Source organism: Streptomyces sp. Rer75, from assembly GCF_013414305.1.
In the GTDB taxonomy this organism is placed as follows: Bacteria; Actinomycetota; Actinomycetes; order Streptomycetales; family Streptomycetaceae; genus Streptomyces; species Streptomyces himastatinicus.
The window spans coordinates 6,107,258-6,129,825 of the sequence record NZ_CP058693.1; the positions used below are offsets into that span (position 1 = coordinate 6,107,258).

Below are 22,568 nucleotides of genomic sequence, written 5' to 3' on the forward strand. Positions count from 1 at the left end.
GGGTCCGCGAAGAGTGTGCGCGAGGGGGCGCATCCGTCAGGGGATGCGCCCCCGGCACGCAGGTCGGCTCACCTGCTCAACCGTCGCCCCGCGGGGGGAGTTTCGGGCGTCGGCGGTCCGGCACCTTGCCGTAGTCCGGCGGGGCCGCGGACGGATGCCGCTCCAGCAGCTCCAGCGCCGTCCGCACGGCCACCCCCAGCTGTGCATAGCGGCCCTCCGCCCAGTCCAGCGGTGAACGGGGCGCCGGAATGTCCGGCTCCACGCCATGGTTCTCGACCCCCCACCCATAGGCGTCGAACCAGGCGGCGTTCATCGGCACCGTGATCGCCGAACCGTCGCCGAGCGGATGGCGGCCGGTCATGCCGACCACGCCGCCCCAGGTGCGCAGCCCCACCACCGGGCCGATGCCCTGGACCTTGAAGGCCGCGGTGATCATGTCGCCGTCGGAGGAGGTCGCCTCGTCCGCGACCGCGACGATCGGCCCGCGCGGCGCGTTGCTGGTGTACGACACCGGCTGGGCGTTGCGCGTGAGGTCCCAGCCCATCACGGTGCGGGTCAGCTTCTCGACCACCAGCTCGCTGATGTTGCCACCCGCGTTCCCCCGGACGTCCACGATCAGCGCGGGGAACGACACCTCCCGGCGCAGATCCCGGTTGAACTGCGCCCAGCCGGAGCCGCCCATGTCCGGGATGTGCAGATAGCCGCACCGCCCGTCGCTCAACTCCCGTACCACCGACCGCCGCCGGGCCACCCAGTCCTGGTAGCGCAGCGGCCGCTCGTCGATCAGGGGGACGACCGCGACCCGGCGCGGCGGGCCCTCGCCGTCCGGGGAGGCGAAGGTCAGCTCGACCGTGGTGCCGCCCGCGGCGGTCAGCAGCGGATAGGGGCCGGCCACCGGATCCACCGGGCGGCCGTCGACATGGGTGAGCCGGGCGCCTTCGCGGATGCCGGAGCCCGCGAGCGGCGAGCGCGCCCGGGAGTCGGAGGACTCGCCGGGCAGGATGCGGGAGATCTGCCAGCCCCCGTCCTCGGTGGGCGTGAAGTCGGCGCCGAGCAGCCCGATGGGGCGCTGGTAGTGGGCCGGGCCCTCGTTGCGGCGCGCGGCGCTCACGTACGCGTGCGAGGTGCCCAGCTCGCCCAGGACCTCGCGCAGCAGATCGGCGAACTCGTCGGGGGAGGCGACCCGTTCGACCAGCGGCCGGTACTGGTCGAGCACCCCGTCCCAGTCGACGCCGCACATGCCCGGCTCCCAGAAGTAGGCGCGGGTGATGCGGCCCGCCTCCTCGTACGCCTGCCGCCACTCGGCCGCGGGGTCCACGGTGTGCTGGATGCGCCGCATGTCGATGTGGACCGTGGAGTCGCCGTCGCCCGACTCGGTGGCGGGCACCGCCCGCAGATCGTCGTCGTCGACGACGACGAGCCGGGATCCGTCGCCGCTGACCCGGAACCAGTCCAGCTCACTGGTGAGTTCGGTGCGCTTGGCCTTGGCCAGGTCGAAGTGTTCGAGGGTGGGGCTGTCGGAGGTGTCGGCCGGGTTGGCGAACGTCTCGCCGAGCGCACCGGAGATCGGCCAGCGCAGCCACACCAGGCCGCCGCCGCTGACCGGCCACAGCGAGGAGTACTTGGAGGCGGCCACCGGGAAGACGGTGACCCGGCTGGGCAGCCCCTCCACCTCGACGGTCACGGTGCCGTCGCCCTCCGCGCCCCCGGCGTCGTCCTCCGGGTCGAGCCCGCCCGCCGCCGGACGGCCCTCGGGGGAGAGCGCGAAGGGCGAGGGCGTGGCGGAGGACAGCGGTACGAGGTAGGGGCGGCAGCCGAGCGGGAAGGAGAGGTCGCCGGTGTGCACGTCGTAGACGGGGTCGAAGCCGCGCCAGGACAGAAAGGCGAGATAGCGGCCGTCGCTGGTGAAGACGGGTTCCTCGTCCTCGAAGCGCCCGCTGGTCACGTCCACTATGGTCCGGTCGGCCAGCCGCGCGATCTTGATGGAGCGCAGGGTGCGCCCGATGCCCGGATGGGACCAGGCCAGCCAGGTGGAGTCGGGTGAGAAGGCGAGGTCGGCGACCGGGCCGTTGAGCGACCTGACCAGCTCGGTGACCTCGCCGTCCCCGTCCGCGGAGGTGTCCACGAGCAGCAGCCGCCCGTCGTTGGCGGCGACGGCGAGCCGGTCGCCGTCGGGCGAGGGCTCCAGCTCGTGCACCCGGCCCAGCCGCCCCGCGGCCAGCCGCCGGGGCTCGCCCGTCTCGCTCGCCCGCGGCAGATAGGCGATCTCGATCGCGTCCTCGCCCTCCGCGTCCGTCACATACGCGACCCGCCCGCTGGAGCCCAGGACCTCGGGCATCCGCACCCGGACGCCCGGGGTGTCGGCGAGGGTGCGGGCGGGGCCGTCGCGGTGGGTGAGCCAGTACAGGCTGCCGCGTACGCACACGGCGCTGGCCCGGCCGGTGGCGTCCACGGACAGCGAGTCGACATGGGAGGCGGCCGGGACCTGATAGGGCCGCCGCCCGGCCCGCGCCCCGCCGAGCCGCACCCGCAGCCGACGCGGTTCGGCGTCCGGGCCGAGGTCGTCCACCAGCCACAGCTCCCCGGCGCACTGGTAGACGACGCGGCTGCCGTCGGTCGAGGCGTGGCGGGCGTAGAAGTCGTCGTGGTCGGTGTGGCGGCGCAGATCGGAGCCGTCGGGCAGACAGGAGTAGAGGTTGCCGACGCCCTCGTGGTCGGAGAGGAAGGCGATCCGCCCGCCGACGGCCATGACCGAGTCCAGATGGCCGTCCAGTTCGGGCAGCAGCCGGGTGCCGCCCAGCCACAGCCGACCGGTCGCGCCGCCCCGGTAGCGCTTCCAGGTGGCGGGCTCGTGCGGCGGCTTGCCGGTGAGCAGCAGGGTGCGCCGCGCCCGATCCGGGGCGCCGTCCCGGTCCGGTGCGCCGTCCCGATCCGAAGCGTCGTCCCGGTCGGCGACGCCGTCCTGATCGACGCCGGGGATCCGGTCGGTAACGGCGATGTCGGCCACCGGGCCCCAGGGCAGCCGGCTGCCGGGGCTGCCGTCGGTGGGCAGGCTGTAGGCCCAGGAGAAGTGGGAGAACGGCTGGCCGTGCGAGGACACGGCGAGGATGTGGGAGACGCCGTCCCGGTCGGGCGGCGTCCAGCCGCAGACCCGGGCGTCCTCGCTGCCCCAGTAGGTCAGCCGCCGGATGGGACCGCCGTCGACGGGGGCGAGGTGGATCTCGGGGTCGAGGCTGCGCCAGTTCGTGTACGCGATGTGGGAGCCGTCGGGGGAGAACCGGGGGTGGCCCACCCGGGTCCGGTCCACGGTCAGTCGCCACGCCCGCCCGGGGGGCTCGCCACGGGCGGTCAGGGGGGCGACCCAGAGATCGTCCTCGGCGGCGAAGCACAGCAAGTCGCCGTGCAGATGCGGAAATCGCAGATACGCGCGGTCGGTGTCGCTCGTTTCCCTCACCTCATCCATGGTTTCGGCCCCGGTCCGGCAAAGCAACTCCAATCTGTGATGCACACCACGAGCGAAACGACGTGGTTTCGCTAAAAGAGCGGCCGGTGCGGTCGTATGCTTGAACGAGTACGAAACCGTTTCGTTCGAAAGGGGGATGCCATGCCGACGGCCCAGCCCGCCGACCAGCCGGTCGAGGACCGGCCCACGACCCGGGTGCGCCGCAGCCGGCTGTCCCCCGAGCGGGAGGGTGAGCTGTACGAGGCCGTGGTCGAGCTTCTCGGGGAGGTCGGTTACGACGCGCTGACCATGGACGCCGTTGCCGCGCGCACGCACTCCAGCAAGGCCACGCTCTACCGCCAGTGGAAGAGCAAACCGCAGCTGGTGGCCTCCGCGCTGCGGCACACCAAGCCCGTTTCGCTCCAGGACGTCGACACCGGATCGCTGCGCGGCGACCTGCATGAGATCGTGCGGTGCACCGACAGCGCCCGGGAGCGTGACGCGGCCCTGATGAGGGGGCTGGCCCAGGCCATCCACACCCACCCGGACCTCCATCAGGCCCTCCGGGAACTGCTGATCTATCCCGAGATGGCCGCGCTCGACGCACTGCTGCGGCGTGCCGTCGACCGGGGGGAAGTGGCTCCGGACCGACCCGCTTTGGGCTACGTCGTGCACATGATGTGCGGCGCCCTCGTCGCCCGGTCGCTGATCGACGGCGAAGAGCCGGACGTCGCCTACCTCAGCCAGTACATCGACGCCGTGGTCCTCCCCGCCCTCGGCCTCTGAATTTCCCCACCCCGCACAACCACCCCGCACAACCACCCCGCACAACCTCATACGGACCCCGGCCGGCGCGCCGCTCTCGTCGCCGGTCAGGTCGCGCACACCTGCCAGCAGTGACCAGCAGTGACACCGACTCGACGGGAGCACCTCTCCTCGTGGCCACGTTCCTCTACAAACTCGGTCGATTCGCCTTCCGGCGACGCCGGTTCGTCGCCCTGATATGGGTGGCGCTCCTGGCCGTCGCCGGAGTCGGCGCCGCGACCGCCTCGCCCCCCGCCAACGACAGCTTCTCCATCCCGGGCACCGAGGCCCAGAAGGCCTTCGACCTCCTGGAGAAGCGATTCCCCGGTGGTAACGCCGACGGCGCCACCGCCCGGGTGGTCTTCCGCGCACCCCAGGGCGAGAAGATGACCGACCCGGCCAACAAGGCCGTGGTCACGAAGACCGTCGCCGACCTCAAGGCCAGCTCTCCGCAGGTCGCCTCGGTCGCCGACCCGTACCAGGCCCGGGCGGTCTCCAAGGACGGCTCGTCCGCGTACATCCTGACCAGCTACAAGGTCAACGCCATGGAGCTGGAGGACACCGCCAAGGACGGCCTGAAGGAGGCCGGGGAGAAGGCGCAGACGTCGGATCTCACGGTGGCGATCGGCGGTGACGCGCTCCAGGAGATGCCCGAGACCGGCTCCACCGAGGTCATCGGCATCGTGATCTCCGCGATCGTCCTCGCCATCACCTTCGGCTCGCTGGTGGCGGCCGGACTGCCGCTGCTGACCGCGCTCATCGGCGTCGGCATCGGCATCTCCGGGATCACCGCGCTCGCCACCACCCTCGGGCTGTCCACGACGACCTCGACGCTGGCGATGATGATCGGCCTCGCGGTCGGCATCGACTACGCGCTCTTCATCGTCTCCCGCTACCGCGCCGAACTGGCCGAGGGCCGGGAGCGCGAGGAGGCCGCCGGGCGGGCCGTCGGAACCGCGGGCTCCGCGGTCGTCTTCGCCGGTCTCACCGTCGTCATCGCGCTGGTCGGCCTCGCGGTCGTCAACATCCCGATGCTGTCGAAGATGGGCTTCGCGGCGGCGGGCACGGTGGTCATCGCCGTCCTCATCGCGATCAGCCTCATCCCCGCGCTGCTGGGCTTCGCGGGCAAGCGGGTGTACGGGCGCAAGGCGCGCAAGCGCATGGCGGAGGCCGCCTCGGCCGCCGCGGAGGGCACGCAGGCGGAGGAGAAGCCCAACCTGGGCACCCGCTGGGCCCGGTTCGTGCTGCGCCGCCCGGTGGCGGTGCTGCTGCTCGGTGTGCTCGGCCTCGGCGCCGCCGCGGTGCCCGCGCTCAGCCTGGAGCTGGGGCTGCCGGACGACGGTTCGCAGCCGGTCAGCAGCCAGAAGCGCCAGGCGTACGACATGATCTCCGACGGCTTCGGCCCGGGCTTCAACGGTCCGCTGATGGTGGTCGCCGACACCAAGGGCAGCGACGACCCCAAGGCCGCGGTCAACCAGGTCACCAAGAGCATCGCCGGTATCGACGGCGTCGCGGCCGTCACTCCGGCGACGTTCAACAAGCCCGGCGACACCGCGATGCTCACCGTCGTGCCGAAGTACAAGCCGAGCAGCGTCGACACCGAGAAGGTCGTCGCCGACATCCGGGACGAGGCGGGCTCGTTCAAGTCCGACACCGGTGCCGAGGTGCTGGTGACCGGTCAGACGGCGATGAACATCGACATCTCGCAGAAGCTGAACGACGCGCTGATGCCGTACCTGGCACTGGTCGTCGGGCTGGCCTTCCTGCTGCTGATGATCGTCTTCCGGTCGATTCTGGTCCCGCTCAAGGCGGCGCTCGGCTTCCTGCTGTCCGTCGTCGCGGCGCTCGGCGCGGTGGTCGCGGTCTTCCAGTGGGGCTGGGCGGCGGATCTGTTCGGCGTCGAGGAGACCGGCCCGATCATGAGCATGATGCCGATCTTCATGATCGGTGTGGTGTTCGGCCTGGCCATGGACTACGAGGTCTTCCTGGTGACCCGCATGCGGGAGGCGTACATCCACGGCGAGCGCCCCGACCAGGCCGTCGTCACCGGCTTCCGGCACGGTGCCCGGGTGGTCACCGCGGCCGCGGTCATCATGATCAGCGTCTTCGCCGGGTTCATCGGCTCGTCCGAGGCGATGGTGAAGATGATCGGCTTCGGTCTGGCCACCGCGGTCCTCTTCGACGCCTTCGTGGTCCGCATGGCCATCGTCCCGGCGGTGCTGGCGCTGCTCGGCAAGTCCGCGTGGTGGCTGCCGCGCTGGCTCGACAAGGCGCTCCCGAACGTGGACGTCGAGGGTGAGGGGCTGCGCGAGCAGCTCGAAACGGACACCCCGGCGGGGCACGGAAAGGACGCCAAGGACTCCGACAAGGACCCGGAGCTGAGCCGGGTGTAATCGACGGCGACATCGGCCAACCCACGCCCCGGCGGCGGCCCTTCCCCTGCGGGAGGGCCGCCGCCGGGGCTTTCGCGGGGGAGGCGCTCTTGCGAACGATGTGCAGTTAGGTCACCATCGAGCGGATACCCGCAGCTCAGGAGCGGAGCCCCGCATGCATGTCCCCGATGGATTCATCGACGCCCCGGTGTCGGTGGCGACCGGTGCCGTCGCCGCCGCCGCGGTCGCGGTCTGCCTGCGCGGTGCGCGGCGCGAACTCGACGAGCAGGCCGCGCCGCTCGCCGGGCTGGTCGCGGCGTTCATCTTCGCCGTCCAGATGCTGAACTTCCCCGTGGCCGCCGGTACCAGTGGGCACTTGCTCGGCGGGGCGCTGGCGGCGATCCTCGTCGGCCCCTATACGGGCGTGCTGTGCGTCTCCGTGGTGCTGCTCATGCAGGGCGTGCTCTTCGCGGACGGCGGCCTGACCGCGCTCGGTGTCAACATCACGGACATGGCGGTCGTCACGACGGTCGTGGCCTACGGGGTCTTCCGCGCCATCCTGAAGCTCGCCCCGAACCGGCGCCGCACGGTCACCGTCGCGTCCTTCGTCGCCGCCCTGGTCTCCGTCCCGGCCGCCGCCATGGCCTTCACCGGGCTCTACGCGCTGGGCGGGACGGCGGACGTCGCCATCGGCAAGGTCTTCACCGCGATGGTCGGCGTGCATGTGCTGATCGGCATCGGCGAGGCGGCGATCACGGCCCTGACGGTCGGCGCCGTGATGGCCGTACGGCCAGATCTCGTCCACGGCGCGCGGGACGTGGCCGCGCGCCGCCTGGAACTCCGTACCGGTGCCCCGGTGCGCACCCCGGCCCCGGCGTCGTCCGACGGCTCCGCCGCGCCCGGTGGCTCCGCCGCGCCCGCCGCGCCCGCCGGGTCTGCTGCGCCCGCCACCGCCCGTACGGTCACGGCGGCGCCCGCCGCCAAGGACGCGGCGGATGCCACCCCGGCCCCCGCCCCCGGCGCACCGCGGCGCTCCGCGCGCCGGGTGTGGGCGGTGGGGCTCGGGGCCGCGCTGCTGTGCGCGGGCGTCGTCAGCTTCTACGCCTCCGCAAGCCCCGACGGACTGGAGAAGGTCGCCGCCGACAAGGGCATCGACAAGAAGACCGAGGACCACGCCGCCAAGGACTCCCCGCTCGCCGACTACGGCGTCAAGGACATCTCCAACGCCCGGCTCTCCGGCGGCCTCGCCGGGGTGATCGGGGTCGGCGCGACGCTCGCCGTGGGCACCGGGGTCTTCGTCGTCGTACGGCGGCGCCGGGCCGACGCCGACGCCGAGGCGGGCTGACATGGGCGCGGGACACGCGCACACGCTCTACCGGGCGGGCGGTTCACCGGTTCACACCCTCCCCCCGCACTGCAAGATCGCCGCCGTCTTCTGCTTCGTGCTCGTCGTCGTCGCGACGCCCCGCGAGGCGCTGTGGGCGTTCGGCCTGTACGCCGTGCTGCTGGCCGCGGTGGCGGCGACGGCCCGCATCCCGGCCGGGTTCCTGCTGAAGCGCCTGCTGATCGAGATCCCGTTCGTGGCCTTCGCCGTGCTGATGCCGTTCGTCGCGGAGGGCGCGCGGGTGGAGGTGCTCGGGCTGTCGCTCAGCCGGTCCGGGCTGTGGGGCGCGTGGAACATCCTGGCCAAGGGCACGCTCGGGGTCGCGGCGTCCGTCATCCTGGCGTCGACGACCGAGCTGCGCGCCCTGCTGCTGGGGCTCCAGCGGCTGCGGATGCCGCCGCTGCTGGTGCAGATCGCGTCGTTCATGATCCGCTACGGGGACGTCATCACCGACGAGATGCGCCGGATGCGGATCGCCCGTCGTTCGCGCGGGTTCGAGGCGCGCGGCGTGCGGCAGTGGGGCGTGCTCGCGAAGTCGGCCGGAGCGCTGTTCATCCGGTCGTACGAGCGGGGCGAACGGGTCCATCTGGCGATGCTGAGCCGCGGCTACACGGGCACGATGCCGGTGATCGACGAGGCGACCGCGTCCCGTGCACAGTGGACGTACGCCGCCGCACTCCCGCTGACCGCGCTGGCGGTCTGCCTGACCGGATGGATGCTCACATGACCTCCGCCCCGCCGTCCCTCCAGGTGTCCGGCCTCGCCTACGCCTACCCCGACGGCCACCAGGCGCTCTTCGGCGTCGAGCTGACCGTGGCCCGCGGTGAGCGGGTGGCGCTGCTCGGCCCCAACGGGGCGGGCAAGACCACCCTCGTGCTGCATCTGAACGGCATCCTGGAGGCGGGCGCCGGGTCGGTCACGGTCGCCGGGCTCCCCGTCGCCAAGCCGAACCTGGCCGAGATCCGCCGCCGGGTGGGCATCGTCTTCCAGGACCCGGACGACCAACTGTTCATGCCGACCGTCCGCGAGGACGTGGCGTTCGGCCCGGCCGCGGCCGGGATGCGCGGCGCGGAACTGGCGGAGCGGGTCCACCGGGCCCTGGACCGCGTGGGGATGGCGGAGTTCGCGGACCGGCCGCCGCACCACCTGTCCTTCGGGCAGCGGCGGCGGGTGGCGGTCGCGACCGTGCTGGCCATGGAGCCGGAGATCCTCGTCCTGGACGAGCCCTCCTCCAACCTCGACCCGGCCTCGCGCCGCGAACTGGCCGACATCCTGCGCTCCCTGGACGTCACCGTGCTGATGGTCACCCACGACCTGCCGTACGCGCTGGAGCTGTGCCCGCGATCCGTGGTGCTCAGCGGGGGAGTGATCGCGGCCGATGGGGGTACGCAGGACTTGTTGTGCGACCAGGAGCTGATGCGGGAGCACCGGCTGGAGCTTCCCTTCGGCTTCGACCCCCGCTCGGTGACGGCCCCGGTCTGAGGTCCCGGCCGGGCGCGTTGCACCATAAGGACGGCAGCACGGTCGGATCGGCAGGGTGGGAGTCGGATCAGTGGTGGACGTCCAGGGCACGGTGGCCGACGGATTCGAACCGGTCCGGGACGCCTTCGCGGAGAACTTCGCGAAGCGCGGTGAGCGCGGCGCGGCCATGGTCCTCTACCGGGACGGCGAGAAGGCCGTCGACCTGTGGGGCGGTACGAAGGACCCCGCCGGGGACGGGGACGGCGCGCCGTGGGCCCAGGACACCGCGCAGGTCGTCCGCTCCGTCACCAAGGGCGTCGCCTCCGCCGTACCGCTGCTGCTCCACCAGCGCGGCCAGCTCGACCTGGACGGCCGGGTCGGCACGTACTGGCCCGAGTTCAAGGAGAACGGCAAGGAACGGGTGCTGGTGCGGCACCTGCTCGCCCACCGCGCCGGGGTGCCCGCCCTGGACACCCCGCTGACCCCGGCCGAGGCCATCGACGGCATATCCGGGCCGCGGGCCGTCGCCGCCCAGCGCCCGGACTGGGAACCCGGCACGGCCCACGGCTACCACGCGCAGACCTACAGCTGGCTGCTGAGCGAGCTGGTGAAGCGGGTCACCGGGCGCACCATCGGCCGCTGGATCGCGGAGGAGATCGCCTGGCCGCTCGCCCTGGACCTGTGGCTCGGGCTGCCCGAGGAGCAGCTGGACCGCGTCGGCCGGATCGAGCCGGTGGAGGCACCGGCCGTGTCGCCCGCAGCGCAGGGGCTGCGGCTGCGGCCCAAGCGGTCGGTGGCCGAGGCGTACGCCGACCCGGAGTCGCTGACCCGGCGCGCGTTCGGCGCGATCAGCCCGGTGCCCGACGAGAACGACCCCGCCTATCTCGCCGCCGGGCTGCCCGCCTCCGGCGGGGTCGCCACCGCCGACGCGCTGGCCCGCTTCTACGCGGCGCTGGTCGGCCCGCTGCCGTCGGCGCGCACGGCCCGCGCGGGCGGCCGCCTCTTCGCCCCGGCGACGCTGACCCTGGCCCGTACGGAGGAGTCCGCCGGGCCGGACCGGGTGCTGGTGGTCGGGACCCGCTTCGGGCTCGGCTACATGCTGCACGGCCCGGCCTGCCCGCTGCTGGGCCCGGGCTCCTTCGGCCACCCGGGGCGGGGCGGCTCGCTCGCCTTCGCCGACCCCGAGGCGCGGATCGGCTTCGCGTACGTCACCAACGGCATGCAGCGCGGCGTCACGGCGGACCCGCGGGCGCAGGCCCTGGTGCGCGCCGTACGGAAGGCCCTGGCGGCCCAGGAGGCGTAGGGGCTGCCGACGGCCCGTAGCGCACGCTCTATTCGCGCGCCCTTCTCTGCCTCTGTGCGCTCTCTCGCACACGCACACGCCGGGTCGGCGGGGCCAAGGGTCCCTATCGTGCCGTTCCGGCCCTGCCCACACTGGGGATCCTTCCGGTGGTGAGAGTCGTAGGGGGCGGCTCTCCCGGGGGAACACGGGGGAACGCGTGGCGCAGACACGGGGGTTACGGGGGGCACGCGCGCGGACGGGGGAGCCACCGGCGGGGCGGCACCGGCTCGCGCGGCGGGACATGGAATGGCAGATGCTGCGCATCCTGCTGATCTTCCGGCTGATGCACGGCATCCAGTTCGCGGTGACCGTGCCCGGTATCGCGGGCCGCGTCGCCCACCGCACGGTCGGACTGGTGCTGCTGGTGGCGGTGGTGGCCGAATCGCTGTGGTTCACCCTGCACATCGTCCGCAACCACCGGCGGGTGGCGGCGCGCGACGCCGAGGACCGCGACGCCGACGACCGGGATGCCACCCGGCCGGTCGTGTACGACGGCCTCGCGGCCGGTGTCGAGCTGTGCTCCGCCGTCGCCTCCCTGTGGGCCTGCGTCGTGGTCATGGGCCCCGACCGGGCGCAGGACATGGCCCCGCTGCTGGTGCTCACCACCGAGCAGATCTCCGGCGCGAGCGTCGGCTCGGCGCTCGGCCAGCGGCTGCGCGTCCTCGTCGTGGGCACCGGCGCCGTCGCCGCCTCGTACGCCGCGGTGATCGCCCTGGGCGTTCCGGAGGCGCTGACCCACTCCGATGTGCTGATCGGGCTCACCGGCTACGGGGCGCTGGCCTATCTGATCCGGCGCGGCGCCCTGTATCTGCTGCAACTCGCGGCCGACCTGGGCGATATGAGCCTCCAGCTGCACGAGGTGCAGCAGCGCCGGCTGCTCGCCATCGAACTGCACAACCACATCGGCCACACCCTGGGCGCCTTCCAGCGGGCCGACGCGTCGGACCCCGATCAGCTCGCCTCGCTGCGGAAGTCCGCGATGGTCGCCCTGGAGCGGCTGCGCACCTTCATCAGCACCGGCCGGTTCAGCGCCTCGGTGCCGCTGATAGCCATGGTCCACCGGCAGGTCGCGCTGGCGGCCAACGACGCCCTCACGGTGGAGCCGATCGTCACCGAGCGTGTGGTCGGCGCGGCGCCCCGGGTCCGTCCGCACGAGGTGGAGCTGCTGGAGACCGCGCTGCGGGCGCTGCTGATCAACGTGCCGCGCAGCGCCGGGGTGCACGAGGCGCTGCTGCACGTGGACATCGTCACCGAGCCGGGTGTGCAGGGCGAGCCCGTGGAGGTGGTGGAGCTGGTGGTCACCGACGAGGGCGCCGGGTTCCCGCCCGAGGCGCTGGCGGGCGGCGTCGCCGCGATGCGCTCCCTGGCCGTCCACCAGCGGCTGCTGGCGGAGCACGGCGGGGCGCTGCGGGTGCGCTCGGTGCCCGGCCTCACTCAGGTGACGCTGACCCTGCCGATCGCCCCCGCACCGACGGCGGCCGAGCGCCCACCGGGAGCGCGGGAGGGGCGCGTACGCGGCGTACGGAGGCGCGGCGGGCGGGCACAGAGCGGGCGGGCCCGGAGCGGGCAGGAGGAGGCATCGGCATGACGGACGAGAGCGAGCGCGGCACCAGGCAGCCGTTACAGGTGGCGGTGGTCGAGGACCACGAGATGACCCGGCGCGGCCTGGTGGCCTCGCTGGACGCGGATCCGCGGCTGACCGTGGTCTGCGAGGTCGACTCGGTGGAGGGGCTCGACATCAGCGGCGCCGAGTACGACGTGTGCGTGGCCGACCTGATGGGCGTCGGCACCGCCGAGCAGTTCGCCGATCTGGTGCGCCGGTCGGACGTGGTGGTGTGCACCGCCGCCGAGCAGTGGCGCCAGCGCGTCGCCCCCTGGGTGTGCGGGGCGCGGGCGGTCTTCGGCAAGACGGTCGGCGCGGCCGTCCTGGCGAACGCCGTGTGGGACGCCCGGCACCATCCGCACTGGCTCAAACCGCATCTGGCGTCCGCCCTGGACACGGCCGTGCGCGAATGCGGGCTCACCATCCCGTCCTATCTCGCCGAGCTGCTGGCGCGCACCGCCCGCGGCGGCCGGGTGGCCTGGATCCTGGAGGAGCTGGGGGTCGCGGACAAGCGCTACCGGGAGGACCTGGAGCTGTTCCGGATGCAGTGCGCCCGCACCGGACTCGGCCAGCTGACCCTGCTGGACACGCTCTACATGGCCTCGTCGGCCGAGCAGCCGCCCGCCCACCAGCCCGTGGTGTTCTCCAACTGGGCCGCGGGGCTGAGCGAGGGCCAGGTGCGGGCGCTGGAGTGGTACGCGGACGGCTATTCGTACGAGGAGACCGCGGCCCAGCTCGATGTGAAGGTCTCCACCGTCCGCACCCAGATCGAGCGGGCCATGACCGCCTGTGGCATCAGCTCCAAACCCGCCGACATCCGCATGATGTTCGCGATGTACGTCTGCTCCCGGCACACCAAACCCGACCAGCTGCTGCGCCGCCTCACCGCGCTCGGGGCCCATCCGCCGCGCCGGGGCACCGGAGCGTAAGCCCCGTACGTCCGCCGCGTGTCGGTATCTGTCGTACCCGGTGACGACAGCGGCGCCCCGGAATTCCCGCCGTGCCGTGGGACGCGCAGCGACACGCGGGGCGAGGAGCATCTGAGGTGCCGGGTCCGGCACCGCGTCGGCCCGCCCACGGGAGGAAACCCATGGCAGAGCCCCTCGTCCCCGACGACAAGCCCGTCGCCAACCCCCTGCTCGACACCGTCGACCTGATGCTCCGGCAGATAGACACCCTCATCGAATGGGGCGACCAGGTCGGGGAGGCCCGGGACGGCCTCGCCGCCAAGCGCGCACCGCTGCGCCCCGTCCTCGGCTACGCCGACGTGGTCGCTTTCCTGGTCCGCAACCGCCCCCGGGTGCCGGAGGCGGAGGCCGGGGCCGTGCTGCGGCGGCGCCGGGGCCGCGAATACCTCGTCCAGACCTTCTTCCTCGACGGGGACAACGCCCCCGTGCGCGGCACCGGGACGCCCGCGCCGGTCTGGGTCTGCCGCACCCGGCAGCTGGACGAGGAACTGGCCGCGGCCTTCGGCGACAAGGACCTCATCATCTTCGGGAAGGCGGTTCCCTCGTGCTGAGCCTGCTGGCCATGGTCCTCGTCGCGCTCGGCGGGCTCGGGGCGGTCGCGGTGGTCTACGTGGTCGTCGTGACCATCGAATATCTCGCCGACTGGTTCCGGGCCCGCAGCGAGCGGCTCCAGACCGACCCCGATCTGCGCTGCGTCACCGTCTCCGAGTCCATCCGCGACGGCAATGTCGCCTACGTCCAAGGGCTGTTCGACACCTCGCGAGAACAGTTCGTCGACAGCCGCCGCATCGAGGGAAAACAGGCTGACGAACGCGTACGCAACGCCCATGCCCACCACCAGGTCGCCGTCTGGGGCTGACCGCCCGCCACCCGCCCCCGGGCACAGGGGAGAGAGGACCCCAGTGAAGAACGAGGGAGCCACCGCCTTCGCCGTCACCGGCATCCCGCACGGCGCGGACGACGTGGAGGCGGGCCTGCTGCGCACCCGCCTGATCGCCGCCGCAAAGGCGTTCAGCGGCCACCACGGACCCCAGCCGCTCACCGTCACCATCACCAACCAGCCGCCCGGCGCCCCCACCGCGCCCCCGCGCACCGACGAGGCGGGGCCGCGGCGCGAGGCGGACGAACCGTCCGAGGCCGAGCGGGCCGCGCGCTTCACCGCCACCGCCCCGCTGCACAGCTTCGACCGCCTCGTCCTGCCCGCCCGCACCCTGGACCAGCTGCTGCGCGCGGTGCACACCGTGGAACAGCGGCGGGTCCTGTACGACGACTGGGGGCTGCGGAGCATCCAGCCGCACCCCAGCTCGGCGGTCAACCTGGAGGGCGCACCCGGCACCGGCAAGACCCTGGCCGCCCACGCGATCGCGGACCGGCTGGGCCGCCCCGTGATCGCGGCCCGCGCCTCGCAGTTGGAGAGCAAGTTCCACGGGGAGGGCCCGAAGAACCTCGGCGCGCTCTTCCACGCCGCCCGCGAGCAGGGCGCGGTGCTCTTCCTGGACGAGGCGGACGCGCTGATGTCCGCCCGCTTCGAGACCACCAGCCACGGTTCGGAGCACGCGGTGAACGCGATGCGCAGCGAGATGCTGACCGCGCTCGACGGCCACGAGGGGCTGGTCGTGCTCGCCACCAACCTGGTGACCAGTTACGACACCGCGTTCGACAGCCGCGTCTGGCACGTGCGCTTCCCCAGCCCGGACCGGGCGGCCCGCGCCGAGATCTGGCGCCGCCATCTGCCCGAGGCCCTGCCGCTGGACGGCGATGTCTCCCCGGAGCAGCTGGCGGAGGTCGACGACGTCACCGGGCGCGACATCTGCCGCGCGGTGATCGACGCGGCCGCGGAGGTGCTGCGCACCGGGCGGCCCCGGGTGTCCCAGACCGATCTGCTCGCGGCGGTGCACCGCATCAAGGCGACCCGCCCCCGCCGTACGGCCCCCCTCCCGGTACCGGCTCAGGCCCCGGCTGCCCGGCCGGACTGACCCGCGGAGGGGCAGCGGCCGAACCCGGCGACTGCGCGCCTCCCGGGCGGGCAGTGACTAGAGCCCGTTGGCACTCAGCCCGGGTGCCACATCAGGCCGATGCCCGCCACCATCAGGCCCGCCGCGGCGAGGCGCGGGGCGCCGAAGCGCTCCTTGAAGAAGACGGTGCCGATGGCCGCGCCCACGATGATGGAGGACTCCCGGAGGGCGGCGACCGGGGCGAGGGCGGCGCGGGTCTGCGCCCACAGGACGAGGCCGTACGCACAGACCGAGAGGAACCCGCCGAGCAGACCGCGCAGGGCGACCGGGCGGAGCTGGGCGGCCAGGGCGCGGCGGCGGGTGGCGAGGGCGTAGGCGGGGATGGCGAACCCCTCCAGGATCATCAGCCAGGCGATGTACCCGAGCGGGGTGCCGGAGGCGCGCACGCCGAGGCCGTCCACCACGGTGTACGCGGCGATGGACAGCCCGGTGGCCACGGCGGCGGCCAGGGCGAGCCCGTGCGGGCCGCCGTTCCCCGCCGTAGGCGCACCGTCCCCCGCCGTACGGGCGCCCCGTGCGCCCCACAGCGCCACGCCCAGCAGCCCCGCCGAGGCCACCGCGATGCCCGCCGCCTGGCGGCCGTCCGGGGTCTCGGCGGCGAAGACCGCGGCGAGCACGGTCACCACCAGCGGCGCGGTGCCGCGGGCGATCGGATACATCTGGCCGAAGTCGCCCAGGTGGAAGGAGCGCATGAGAAGGACGTAGTACACGAGGTGGATGGCCGCGGAGGCGATCAGATACGGCCAGGCGCCCGCCGCGGGCAGCGGGCTGAAGACGGCCAGCACCACCCCGCACAGCGCCCCGCCGCCGCTCACCAGGGTGAAGGAGAGCAGCTGGTCGCGGATGTGGTGGGCGATCGCGTTCCAGCTTGCGTGGGTGATGGCCGCGAGGAGGACCGCAGCCGCGACGAGCGGGGTCACGCGGCGGTGTCGCGCACGTCGGCCACGGTCCCCTCGGCATGCGCGATCAGCGTCTTGGGGTCGAGCGCGAAGACGGTGTGCGGGGTGCCCGCCGCCGCCCAGACGACTCCGTGGTCCAGCAGTCGGCGGTCGGCCAGGACCCGGGTGCGGGTGCGGTGCCCGAAGGGCGGGACGCCGCCGATGGCGTAGCCCGTCGTCTCCCGGACGAGCGCGGCGCTCGCCCGCCGCACCGCGTCGGCGCCCAGCTCGTGGCGCACCAGCTCGACATCGACCCGTGACGCGCCGTCCACCAGCACCACCACCGGCTGCCCGTCCGCCTCGAAGACGAGGGACTTGACGATCTGGCTCAGCTCGCAGCCGACCGCCTCGGCCGCCTCGACGGCGGTGCGGGTGGCATCGGGGAAGCGGCGGATCTCCACGTCCAGGCCGAGGCCGCGCAGGGCCTCGGCGAAGCGGGGGTGGGCGGCGGTGCCGGAGGCGGCGGTGTCAGAGGTGTCGGAGGCCATGGCGCTGACGCTATCGGCGGACGCGGGGCCGCGCGAGGACATTTCGGGGCGCCGAAATGCGGAAACGCACACCGGCGTTCAGGACCACGGCCCGTCAGATCGCCGACGATCGGACCATGAACGTCATGAACATGGCACGGCGTCGGCACGGCCCTGGCCTCCTTCGCCGGACCACGTGGACAGCACGACCGGCCGCGCTCTCGGCCGACGCCGCGCCCTCCGCCGAGCCGTGTCCTCAGCCGAACCGCGCCGGGCGGTAGCCGGTCTCGGCCAGGATGCGCCGGGCGCGGGAGGCATGCCGCCCGGCCCGCTCCGGGGCGCCCAGCGCGCGGCACACGGTGGCCAGCGCGTGGTGGGCCCGGCACTCCACCAGCCGCAGCCCTTGGCCGCGGGCGATGGCCAGGGCCCGTTCCGCGTGACCGGCGGCCGCCTCGTACGCACGCGAGCCGTCCCGGAGCCGGGCCAGTCCCACGTGCGCCTCGGCCTCCTGGCGCCGCAGCCCCCGGGAGGCGGCGGCGTCCAGGGCCTCGGTCAGCCGGGCCTCGGCGCGGTCGGACCTCCCGTCCGCGCGGTGCAGCTCGCCGAGCGTGGTGAGCGCGTCGGCCTCGTCCTTGGGGGTGCTGGTCTCGACCGCGATCTCCAGGGCCCGCTCGGCGTGCGCGAAGGCGGCGTCGGGCCGTCCCGCGTCGCCGTGCACCTGGGCCAGCAGGTCGTGCGCGCTGGCCTCGTTGTGGCGCTGGCTCAGCTCCCGGCACAGCCGCGCCGCGGCGCGACCGTCCGCCAACGCCCGGTCCGGGTCGCCGAGCAGCCGGTGCGCCTGACCGCGGTTGATCATCGCGGTGACCGTGCCGGACGAGGTCTCCTGGCGCCCGTAGATCCCGATGGCCTCGGTCGCCCGGTCCACCGCGCGCCGCAGCTCGCCGAGCTGGACGTCGACGGCGGAGCTGTTGGAGAGCGCGGGGCCGAGCAGCCCGGGGCGGTCGAGCGTACGGAACATCCGGATGCCCCGGTCCTGCCACTCGGCCGCGCGCCGCATGTCCCCCATGTCGTCGTACAGTGCGCCGAGATTGCACAGCATCGCGGCCTCGCCCTCCGCGAACCCCGCCCGGCGGTACCCCTCCAGCGCCGACCGGTGGTAGCCCAGCGACGCCTCGACCTCGCCGGTGTGCCGGTACAGGGTCCCCAGGCTGTGCAGCATGGCCGCCTCGCCCAGCGGATCGCCGCCCTGCCGCGCCGCGCGCAGCCCGGCCTGCGCCGCGTCCTCCCAGGCGGACAGATGGCGCCGCTGGTAGAAGTACGTGCGCAGCTCGTCGGCGAGCTGCCAGGCGGTGCGGTACGGACCGGCCTCGGCGGCGCGGACGACGGCGGCGACCAGATTGGCGCGCTCGTCCTCCAGCCACGCCAGCGCCTCGTCCCGCCCGGAGAACGCGCCGCCCCCGGCGCGGTCCCGCTCCAGCCGGACCTGCGGGGTGTAGCCGTACGCGGTGGCCGCGTCGGCCTGCCGCAAGTACCAGGCGAGCAGCCGCTCCAGGGCCGCGGCGCGCTCGGCGGCGCCGCACTCGGCGAGGGCCCGCTCGGCGGCGTACTCGCGCAGCAGGTCGTGAGGCCGGTAGCGGCCCGGACGCGGCGACTCGACCAGATGCGCGGCATCCAGCGCCCGCAGCAGCCCGGCGGCCGTCCGCTCGCCGGTGTTCAGCAGGGCGGCCGCGGCGGGCACGGTGATCTCCGGCCCCGGGGCCACCCCCAGCAGCCGGAAGAGCCGGAGCGGCCCGGGGGCGAGGGCGCGGTACGAGAGCGTGAAGGCGCGCCGGACGGCGGACGCCGGGTCGCCGTCGAGCTCCAGCGCCGCCAGCCGGTCGCCGTCGCCCAGTTCGGCGGCCAGATCGGCGACCGGGCGCCCGGGGTCGCAGACCAGCTGCGCCGCGGCGACCCGTAATGCCAGCGGCAGCGCCCCGCACAGCCGGACGAGCCGGTCGGTGGCCTCCGGTTCGGCCGCCACCCGGTCTTCGCCCACGGCGGCCGCCAGCACCGCGCGCGCGGCCTCGGGGGTGAGCGAACCCAGGACGAGCGGCTGGGCCCCGTCGCGGGCGACCAGGCCGCTCAGCCGCTGACGGCTGGTCACCAGCACCTGGCAGGCGGGGGCGCCGGGCAGCAGCGGACGCACCTGTTCCACCGAGGCGGCGTTGTCCAGCACGACCAGCATGCGCCGCCCGGCCAGCAACGAGCGGTACAGATGCACCTGCTCGTCCCGGTCGGCCGGAATCCGCTCCCGGGCCACCCCCAGCCCGTGCAGCAACTGCCCGATGGCCTCCGCGGGGCGCAGCGGCTCGCTGTCGTGGTCGAAGCCGCGCAGATCCACATAGAGCTGGCCGTCGGGGAAGCGGTGCCGGACCCGGTGCCCCCAGTGCACGGCGAGGGCGGTCTTGCCGACCCCGGCCGTGCCGCAGACCGCCGCGATGGCCACGGCCCCGGCCGGGTCCTCGGCCGCCTCCGCGGCGGCTCCGTGGGAGGCGCCGGTGGCCTCGGGCGGCAGCAGGGCATCCAGCCGGGCGATTTCCTCGGCCCGCCCGCGGAACCCGCCCACCACATGCGGCAGTCCGGCGGGCACCCGCGGCAGCGCGGAGTCGGCGGGTGTTTCGGGATCACCCGGCGCGACGGCTGCTTCGGAGCCAGGCGCTTCGGCTACGGCGGCCGCTCCGCACTCCTCCGGCACGGCCAGCGACGGGTCCTCGCTCAGGATGCGCTGGTGCACCCCGCGCAGCTCGGGCCCGGGGTCGACGCCGAGGTCGTCGGCGAGCCGATGGCGCGTGGCCTCGTACAACTCCAGCGCCTCCGCCTGCCGTTCGCCGCGGTACAGCGCCGTCATCAGCTGCCGTACCGCCCGTTCGTCCAGCGGGTGCGCCGCCGCCTGGGCGCGCAGCTCCGGCAGCAGTTCACGGTGATGGCCTAGGCGCAGCGAGGCGTCGTACAACTCCAGCCGCGCCGCGAGCCGTTCGTCCGCGAGGCGGGCCCGGGTCGCCTCCGCCCAGGCTCCGGTGAGCCCGCTGAGGGCGTCTCCGCGCCACAGGTCCAGCGCCTGCCGTAACAGGGCTACGCGGTCGTCACGGTCGCGGGCGGCGGCCGTGAGGCGGTGGAAGCGGTGCAGGTCCACCCGCTCGGGGTCGGCCTCCAGGAGATAGCCGCCGGAGCGGCGCGTCAGCCGGACGCCGGGGACGCCGCAGTCGGCCAGGGCGGTGCGCAGCCGCCCGATGTACCCGTAGAGGATGTTGCGGACCGAGCCCGGTGGGTCCTCGCCCCACACCCGGTCGATCAGCCGCTCCGCCGGTACGGCGCGGCCCAGTTCGCACAGGAGCACCGCCGCGACGGTGCGCTGTTTGGGATGACCCAGTCCGACGGGTCGGCCCTCGGCCGACGCCTCCACCGGGCCCAGCAACCGGAACTCCACCTCGACCCCCTGTCACGTCCCTGTCAGCCAGGGTGAACCTCCCGGGTAAATGACCGGTCAACGTTTCTTCAACCTCCCTTCCACACCCGGGCGGGAGAGTCGTTCGTGCCGCCACGGGGAGCACGACCGGCGGCGCCCGACAACACAACGATCAAGGGAGCAGACCCATGCGTGTACGTGGACGCCTGACGGGGGCCGGTCTCGGTATCGCCGCGGTGGCGATGGTGGGACTGAGCGCGACCGCGGCCAGCGCCCAGCCCGCCGACTCCATCGGCACCAAGGCCGAGGCGGCGAACGTCCCGGTTCATGTGACGACCGACGCCTACATCCGGTCGGTGCCCGCCATCACGGGCGCCGTCTGGGGCAATGTCCAGTTCGGCGAGGACTGGGGAGCCCTCTGCTACACCGAGGGCGGTAACGCCAGCCTGGGCGGCCGGACCAGCAACATCTGGGTCCAGCTCGACCAGACGGGGCCGTCCAACGGCTATGTGACCGAGCTGGCGCTCCAGAACGGGCACGCCGGCATGGGGCACTGCTGACCGGCCGACCGGCCGACCGGCTAACCGGCTGACCGGCTACCGGCTGAACGTGAAAGAGCCGGGCGGGCGCGGAATCACCGCGCCCGCCCGGCTCCTCAGCGGTAGGGCGGGGCCTCAGCCGCCCGCGCGCAGCAGCGCGGCCACGATCGGGCCCGCCGTGTCGCCGCCGTGGCCGCCCTCGGGGACCACACCGGCAGCGGCGAGGTCACCGTTGTAGGCGGTGAACCAGCCGTTCGGCTTCTCCTGGTTGTCGACCTCGGCCGAACCGGTCTTGGCGCCGAAGTCACCGCTCATCCCGGACATCGCCTCGGCGGCGGTGCCGGAGGTGGCGGTCAGGTGCATCAGCTTGCGCAGCTGGTCCTTGGTGCTCGACTTCATCGTCTTGCTCGCCTTGGCCAGCGTCCGGTTGTCCAGGGACGGCGAGACCAGGTACGGCTGGCGGAAGGTGCCGGTGGATGCCGTGGCCGACACCGACGCCATGTTGAGCGGGTTCATCCGCACCCCGCCCTGGCCGATCAGCGAGGCGGCCTTGGAGGCCGCGGACTGCGTCGGCACCGCGCCGTCGAAGGTGGGCACGCCGGTCTGCCAGTTGAGGCCGATGCCGAAGACGTCACGGGCCTCCTTGGTCAGATCGTCGTCCTTCAGCTTCCCCGCCTGGCTGATGAAGGCGGTGTTGCAGGAACGGGCGAAGCTCTGCTCGAACGTGCCGTTCTTGATCTCGAACTTCTTGTCGTTCTGGAACTTCCAGCCGCCGTAAGAGAAGTACTTCGGGCACGGATGCGCCTTGCCGTACGCGGCCAGACCCTTGTCGATCAGCGCCGCCGAGGTGATGACCTTCATGGTCGACCCCGGTGCGTACGAGCCCTGGAGCGCCGGGTTGAAGCCGCTCGCGGGGGAGTTGGCCACCGCGAGGATCTCACCGGTGCTCGGCTTGACCGCCACGACCGACGCCTTGCTCTTCTTGCTCACCTGCTGCTCGGCGGTGCTCTGAAGCTTCGCGTCGATCGTCGTCTTCAGCGTGCCCGGGGTGCCCTTGGAGAGCACCTTCAGCGTCTCGTCGGGCGACTTGGAGCCCTTGCCGCGGGCGATGAAGGTCTCCACGCCCGCCTTGCCGCCGGCCTTCTTCCCGTACCGCTCGCGCAGCCCGGACAGCACCCCCTTGAGGGTCGGGTGGTCGGTGGCGGACAGCTCCGTGCCGTCCCGGTCGACCGCCTTGATCGGCGGGGCCTCGGACTCGCCGGTCTCCAGGGTGTCGCCCTTGCCCAGCTTGGGGTGGACGACCGAGGGCTGCCAGTCGACGACCGGCTTGCCCGTCTTGGTGTCGCGGGTCACGTCCAGCGAGGATTCATACGTCCAGGGGACGCTCTCACCGCTGTACGCGATCCGGGCGTTGACCGCGAACGGCACCTTGTCGCCGCTGGCCTGCCCCGGATTCAGCTCCACCTTGTCGATATGGGCTTTTTTGCGGTAACCGCTCAGCGCCGCGGCGGCCGCGTCGCTGTCGTCCGTCAGGGCGGCGGCCTTCGCCGTCTCACCCGCCGACCATGCCGCCAGGAACGAGCGGGCGGTGGTCTTGACCTCGGCCGCGCTGGGCGGGCCGGTCTTCACCTTCTTCACGGCGTTCTTCTCGTCGCCCGACGCGTTCGCGCCGTCATTGGAGCCCGACGAGTCATCCTGGCCGCTGCCGCAGCCGGCAACACTGACGACCATGGCGGCGAACACCGCACTGACGATCGCGGCTCTCGCGCCACTCCGCATGCAGAACCC

At 73.4% G+C, this 22,568-nt stretch carries 17 protein-coding genes; 12 read left to right on the plus strand and 5 right to left on the minus strand.

Annotation, left to right across the window (positions count from 1 at the left end; all coding sequences use genetic code 11):
* Positions 1-76 precede the first annotated feature (76 nt).
* On the minus strand, positions 77-3,463 hold the full coding sequence (locus tag HYQ63_RS26430; RefSeq protein WP_179936392.1) for a S41 family peptidase: 3,387 nt from the start codon (positions 3,461-3,463) through the stop codon (positions 77-79).
* A 195-nt stretch (positions 3,464-3,658) separates the two neighbouring features.
* Here HYQ63_RS26430 and HYQ63_RS26435 point away from each other — a divergent pair, with 195 nt between their 5' ends.
* The 11 genes from HYQ63_RS26435 to HYQ63_RS26480 all read left to right on the plus strand — a co-directional run bounded on the left by HYQ63_RS26435 (position 3,659) and on the right by HYQ63_RS26480 (position 15,352).
* Positions 3,659-4,228, plus strand: a complete 570-nt coding sequence (locus tag HYQ63_RS26435; RefSeq protein WP_179940528.1) for a TetR/AcrR family transcriptional regulator — start codon at positions 3,659-3,661, stop codon at positions 4,226-4,228.
* A 152-nt stretch (positions 4,229-4,380) separates the two neighbouring features.
* Complete coding sequence (locus HYQ63_RS26440) at positions 4,381-6,639, plus strand: MMPL family transporter (RefSeq protein ID WP_179940530.1); 2,259 nt, start codon at positions 4,381-4,383, stop codon at positions 6,637-6,639.
* A 154-nt stretch (positions 6,640-6,793) separates the two neighbouring features.
* Positions 6,794-7,963, plus strand: a complete 1,170-nt coding sequence (locus HYQ63_RS26445; protein ID WP_179936393.1) for an energy-coupling factor ABC transporter permease — start codon at positions 6,794-6,796, stop codon at positions 7,961-7,963.
* A gap of 1 nt (position 7,964) precedes the next feature.
* Positions 7,965-8,729, plus strand: a complete 765-nt coding sequence (gene cbiQ, locus HYQ63_RS26450; protein WP_179936394.1) for a cobalt ECF transporter T component CbiQ — start codon at positions 7,965-7,967, stop codon at positions 8,727-8,729.
* Complete coding sequence (locus HYQ63_RS26455) at positions 8,726-9,484, plus strand: energy-coupling factor ABC transporter ATP-binding protein (RefSeq protein ID WP_123101444.1); 759 nt, start codon at positions 8,726-8,728, stop codon at positions 9,482-9,484. Before cbiQ ends, HYQ63_RS26455 begins: the two co-directional genes overlap by 4 nt.
* Before the next feature lie 70 nt (positions 9,485-9,554).
* Complete coding sequence (locus tag HYQ63_RS26460; protein WP_179940532.1) at positions 9,555-10,766, plus strand: serine hydrolase domain-containing protein; 1,212 nt, start codon at positions 9,555-9,557, stop codon at positions 10,764-10,766.
* Positions 10,767-11,058: 292 nt separating this feature from the next.
* Complete coding sequence (locus HYQ63_RS26465; protein ID WP_179936395.1) at positions 11,059-12,393, plus strand: hypothetical protein; 1,335 nt, start codon at positions 11,059-11,061, stop codon at positions 12,391-12,393.
* Complete coding sequence (locus HYQ63_RS26470; RefSeq protein WP_179936396.1) at positions 12,390-13,337, plus strand: sigma factor-like helix-turn-helix DNA-binding protein; 948 nt, start codon at positions 12,390-12,392, stop codon at positions 13,335-13,337. The genes HYQ63_RS26465 and HYQ63_RS26470 overlap by 4 nt, the downstream gene beginning before the upstream one ends.
* A 161-nt stretch (positions 13,338-13,498) precedes the next feature.
* Positions 13,499-13,927, plus strand: coding sequence for a hypothetical protein (locus HYQ63_RS26475; protein WP_179936397.1), 429 nt, complete (start codon positions 13,499-13,501; stop codon positions 13,925-13,927).
* On the plus strand, positions 13,921-14,235 hold the full coding sequence (locus HYQ63_RS44905; RefSeq protein WP_257232138.1) for a hypothetical protein: 315 nt from the start codon (positions 13,921-13,923) through the stop codon (positions 14,233-14,235). The genes HYQ63_RS26475 and HYQ63_RS44905 overlap by 7 nt, the downstream gene beginning before the upstream one ends.
* 43 nt (positions 14,236-14,278) lie before the next feature.
* Positions 14,279-15,352: an ATP-binding protein gene (locus tag HYQ63_RS26480; protein ID WP_257232140.1), complete on the plus strand. Its 1,074-nt coding sequence runs from the start codon at positions 14,279-14,281 to the stop codon at positions 15,350-15,352.
* Positions 15,353-15,426: 74 nt separating this feature from the next.
* Here HYQ63_RS26480 and HYQ63_RS26485 read toward each other — a convergent pair whose 3' ends face one another.
* The 3 genes from HYQ63_RS26485 to HYQ63_RS26495 form a co-directional block, all read right to left on the minus strand.
* A complete protein-coding gene (locus HYQ63_RS26485; protein WP_179936399.1) occupies positions 15,427-16,311 on the minus strand; it encodes a DMT family transporter in 885 nt (294 codons plus the stop codon).
* A complete protein-coding gene (locus tag HYQ63_RS26490) occupies positions 16,308-16,817 on the minus strand; it encodes a YbaK/EbsC family protein (protein WP_257232141.1) in 510 nt (169 codons plus the stop codon). The genes HYQ63_RS26485 and HYQ63_RS26490 overlap by 4 nt, the downstream gene beginning before the upstream one ends.
* Positions 16,818-17,052: 235 nt before the next feature.
* On the minus strand, positions 17,053-20,262 hold the full coding sequence (locus HYQ63_RS26495; protein WP_179936401.1) for an AfsR/SARP family transcriptional regulator: 3,210 nt from the start codon (positions 20,260-20,262) through the stop codon (positions 17,053-17,055).
* 167 nt (positions 20,263-20,429) lie between these two features.
* On the opposite strand from HYQ63_RS26495, the gene HYQ63_RS26500 reads away from it, so the two are divergent.
* Complete coding sequence (locus tag HYQ63_RS26500) at positions 20,430-20,801, plus strand: hypothetical protein (protein WP_179936402.1); 372 nt, start codon at positions 20,430-20,432, stop codon at positions 20,799-20,801.
* A gap of 114 nt (positions 20,802-20,915) precedes the next feature.
* Here HYQ63_RS26500 and HYQ63_RS26505 read toward each other — a convergent pair whose 3' ends face one another.
* A complete protein-coding gene (locus HYQ63_RS26505; RefSeq protein WP_179936403.1) occupies positions 20,916-22,559 on the minus strand; it encodes a penicillin-binding transpeptidase domain-containing protein in 1,644 nt (547 codons plus the stop codon).
* Positions 22,560-22,568 lie beyond the last annotated feature (9 nt).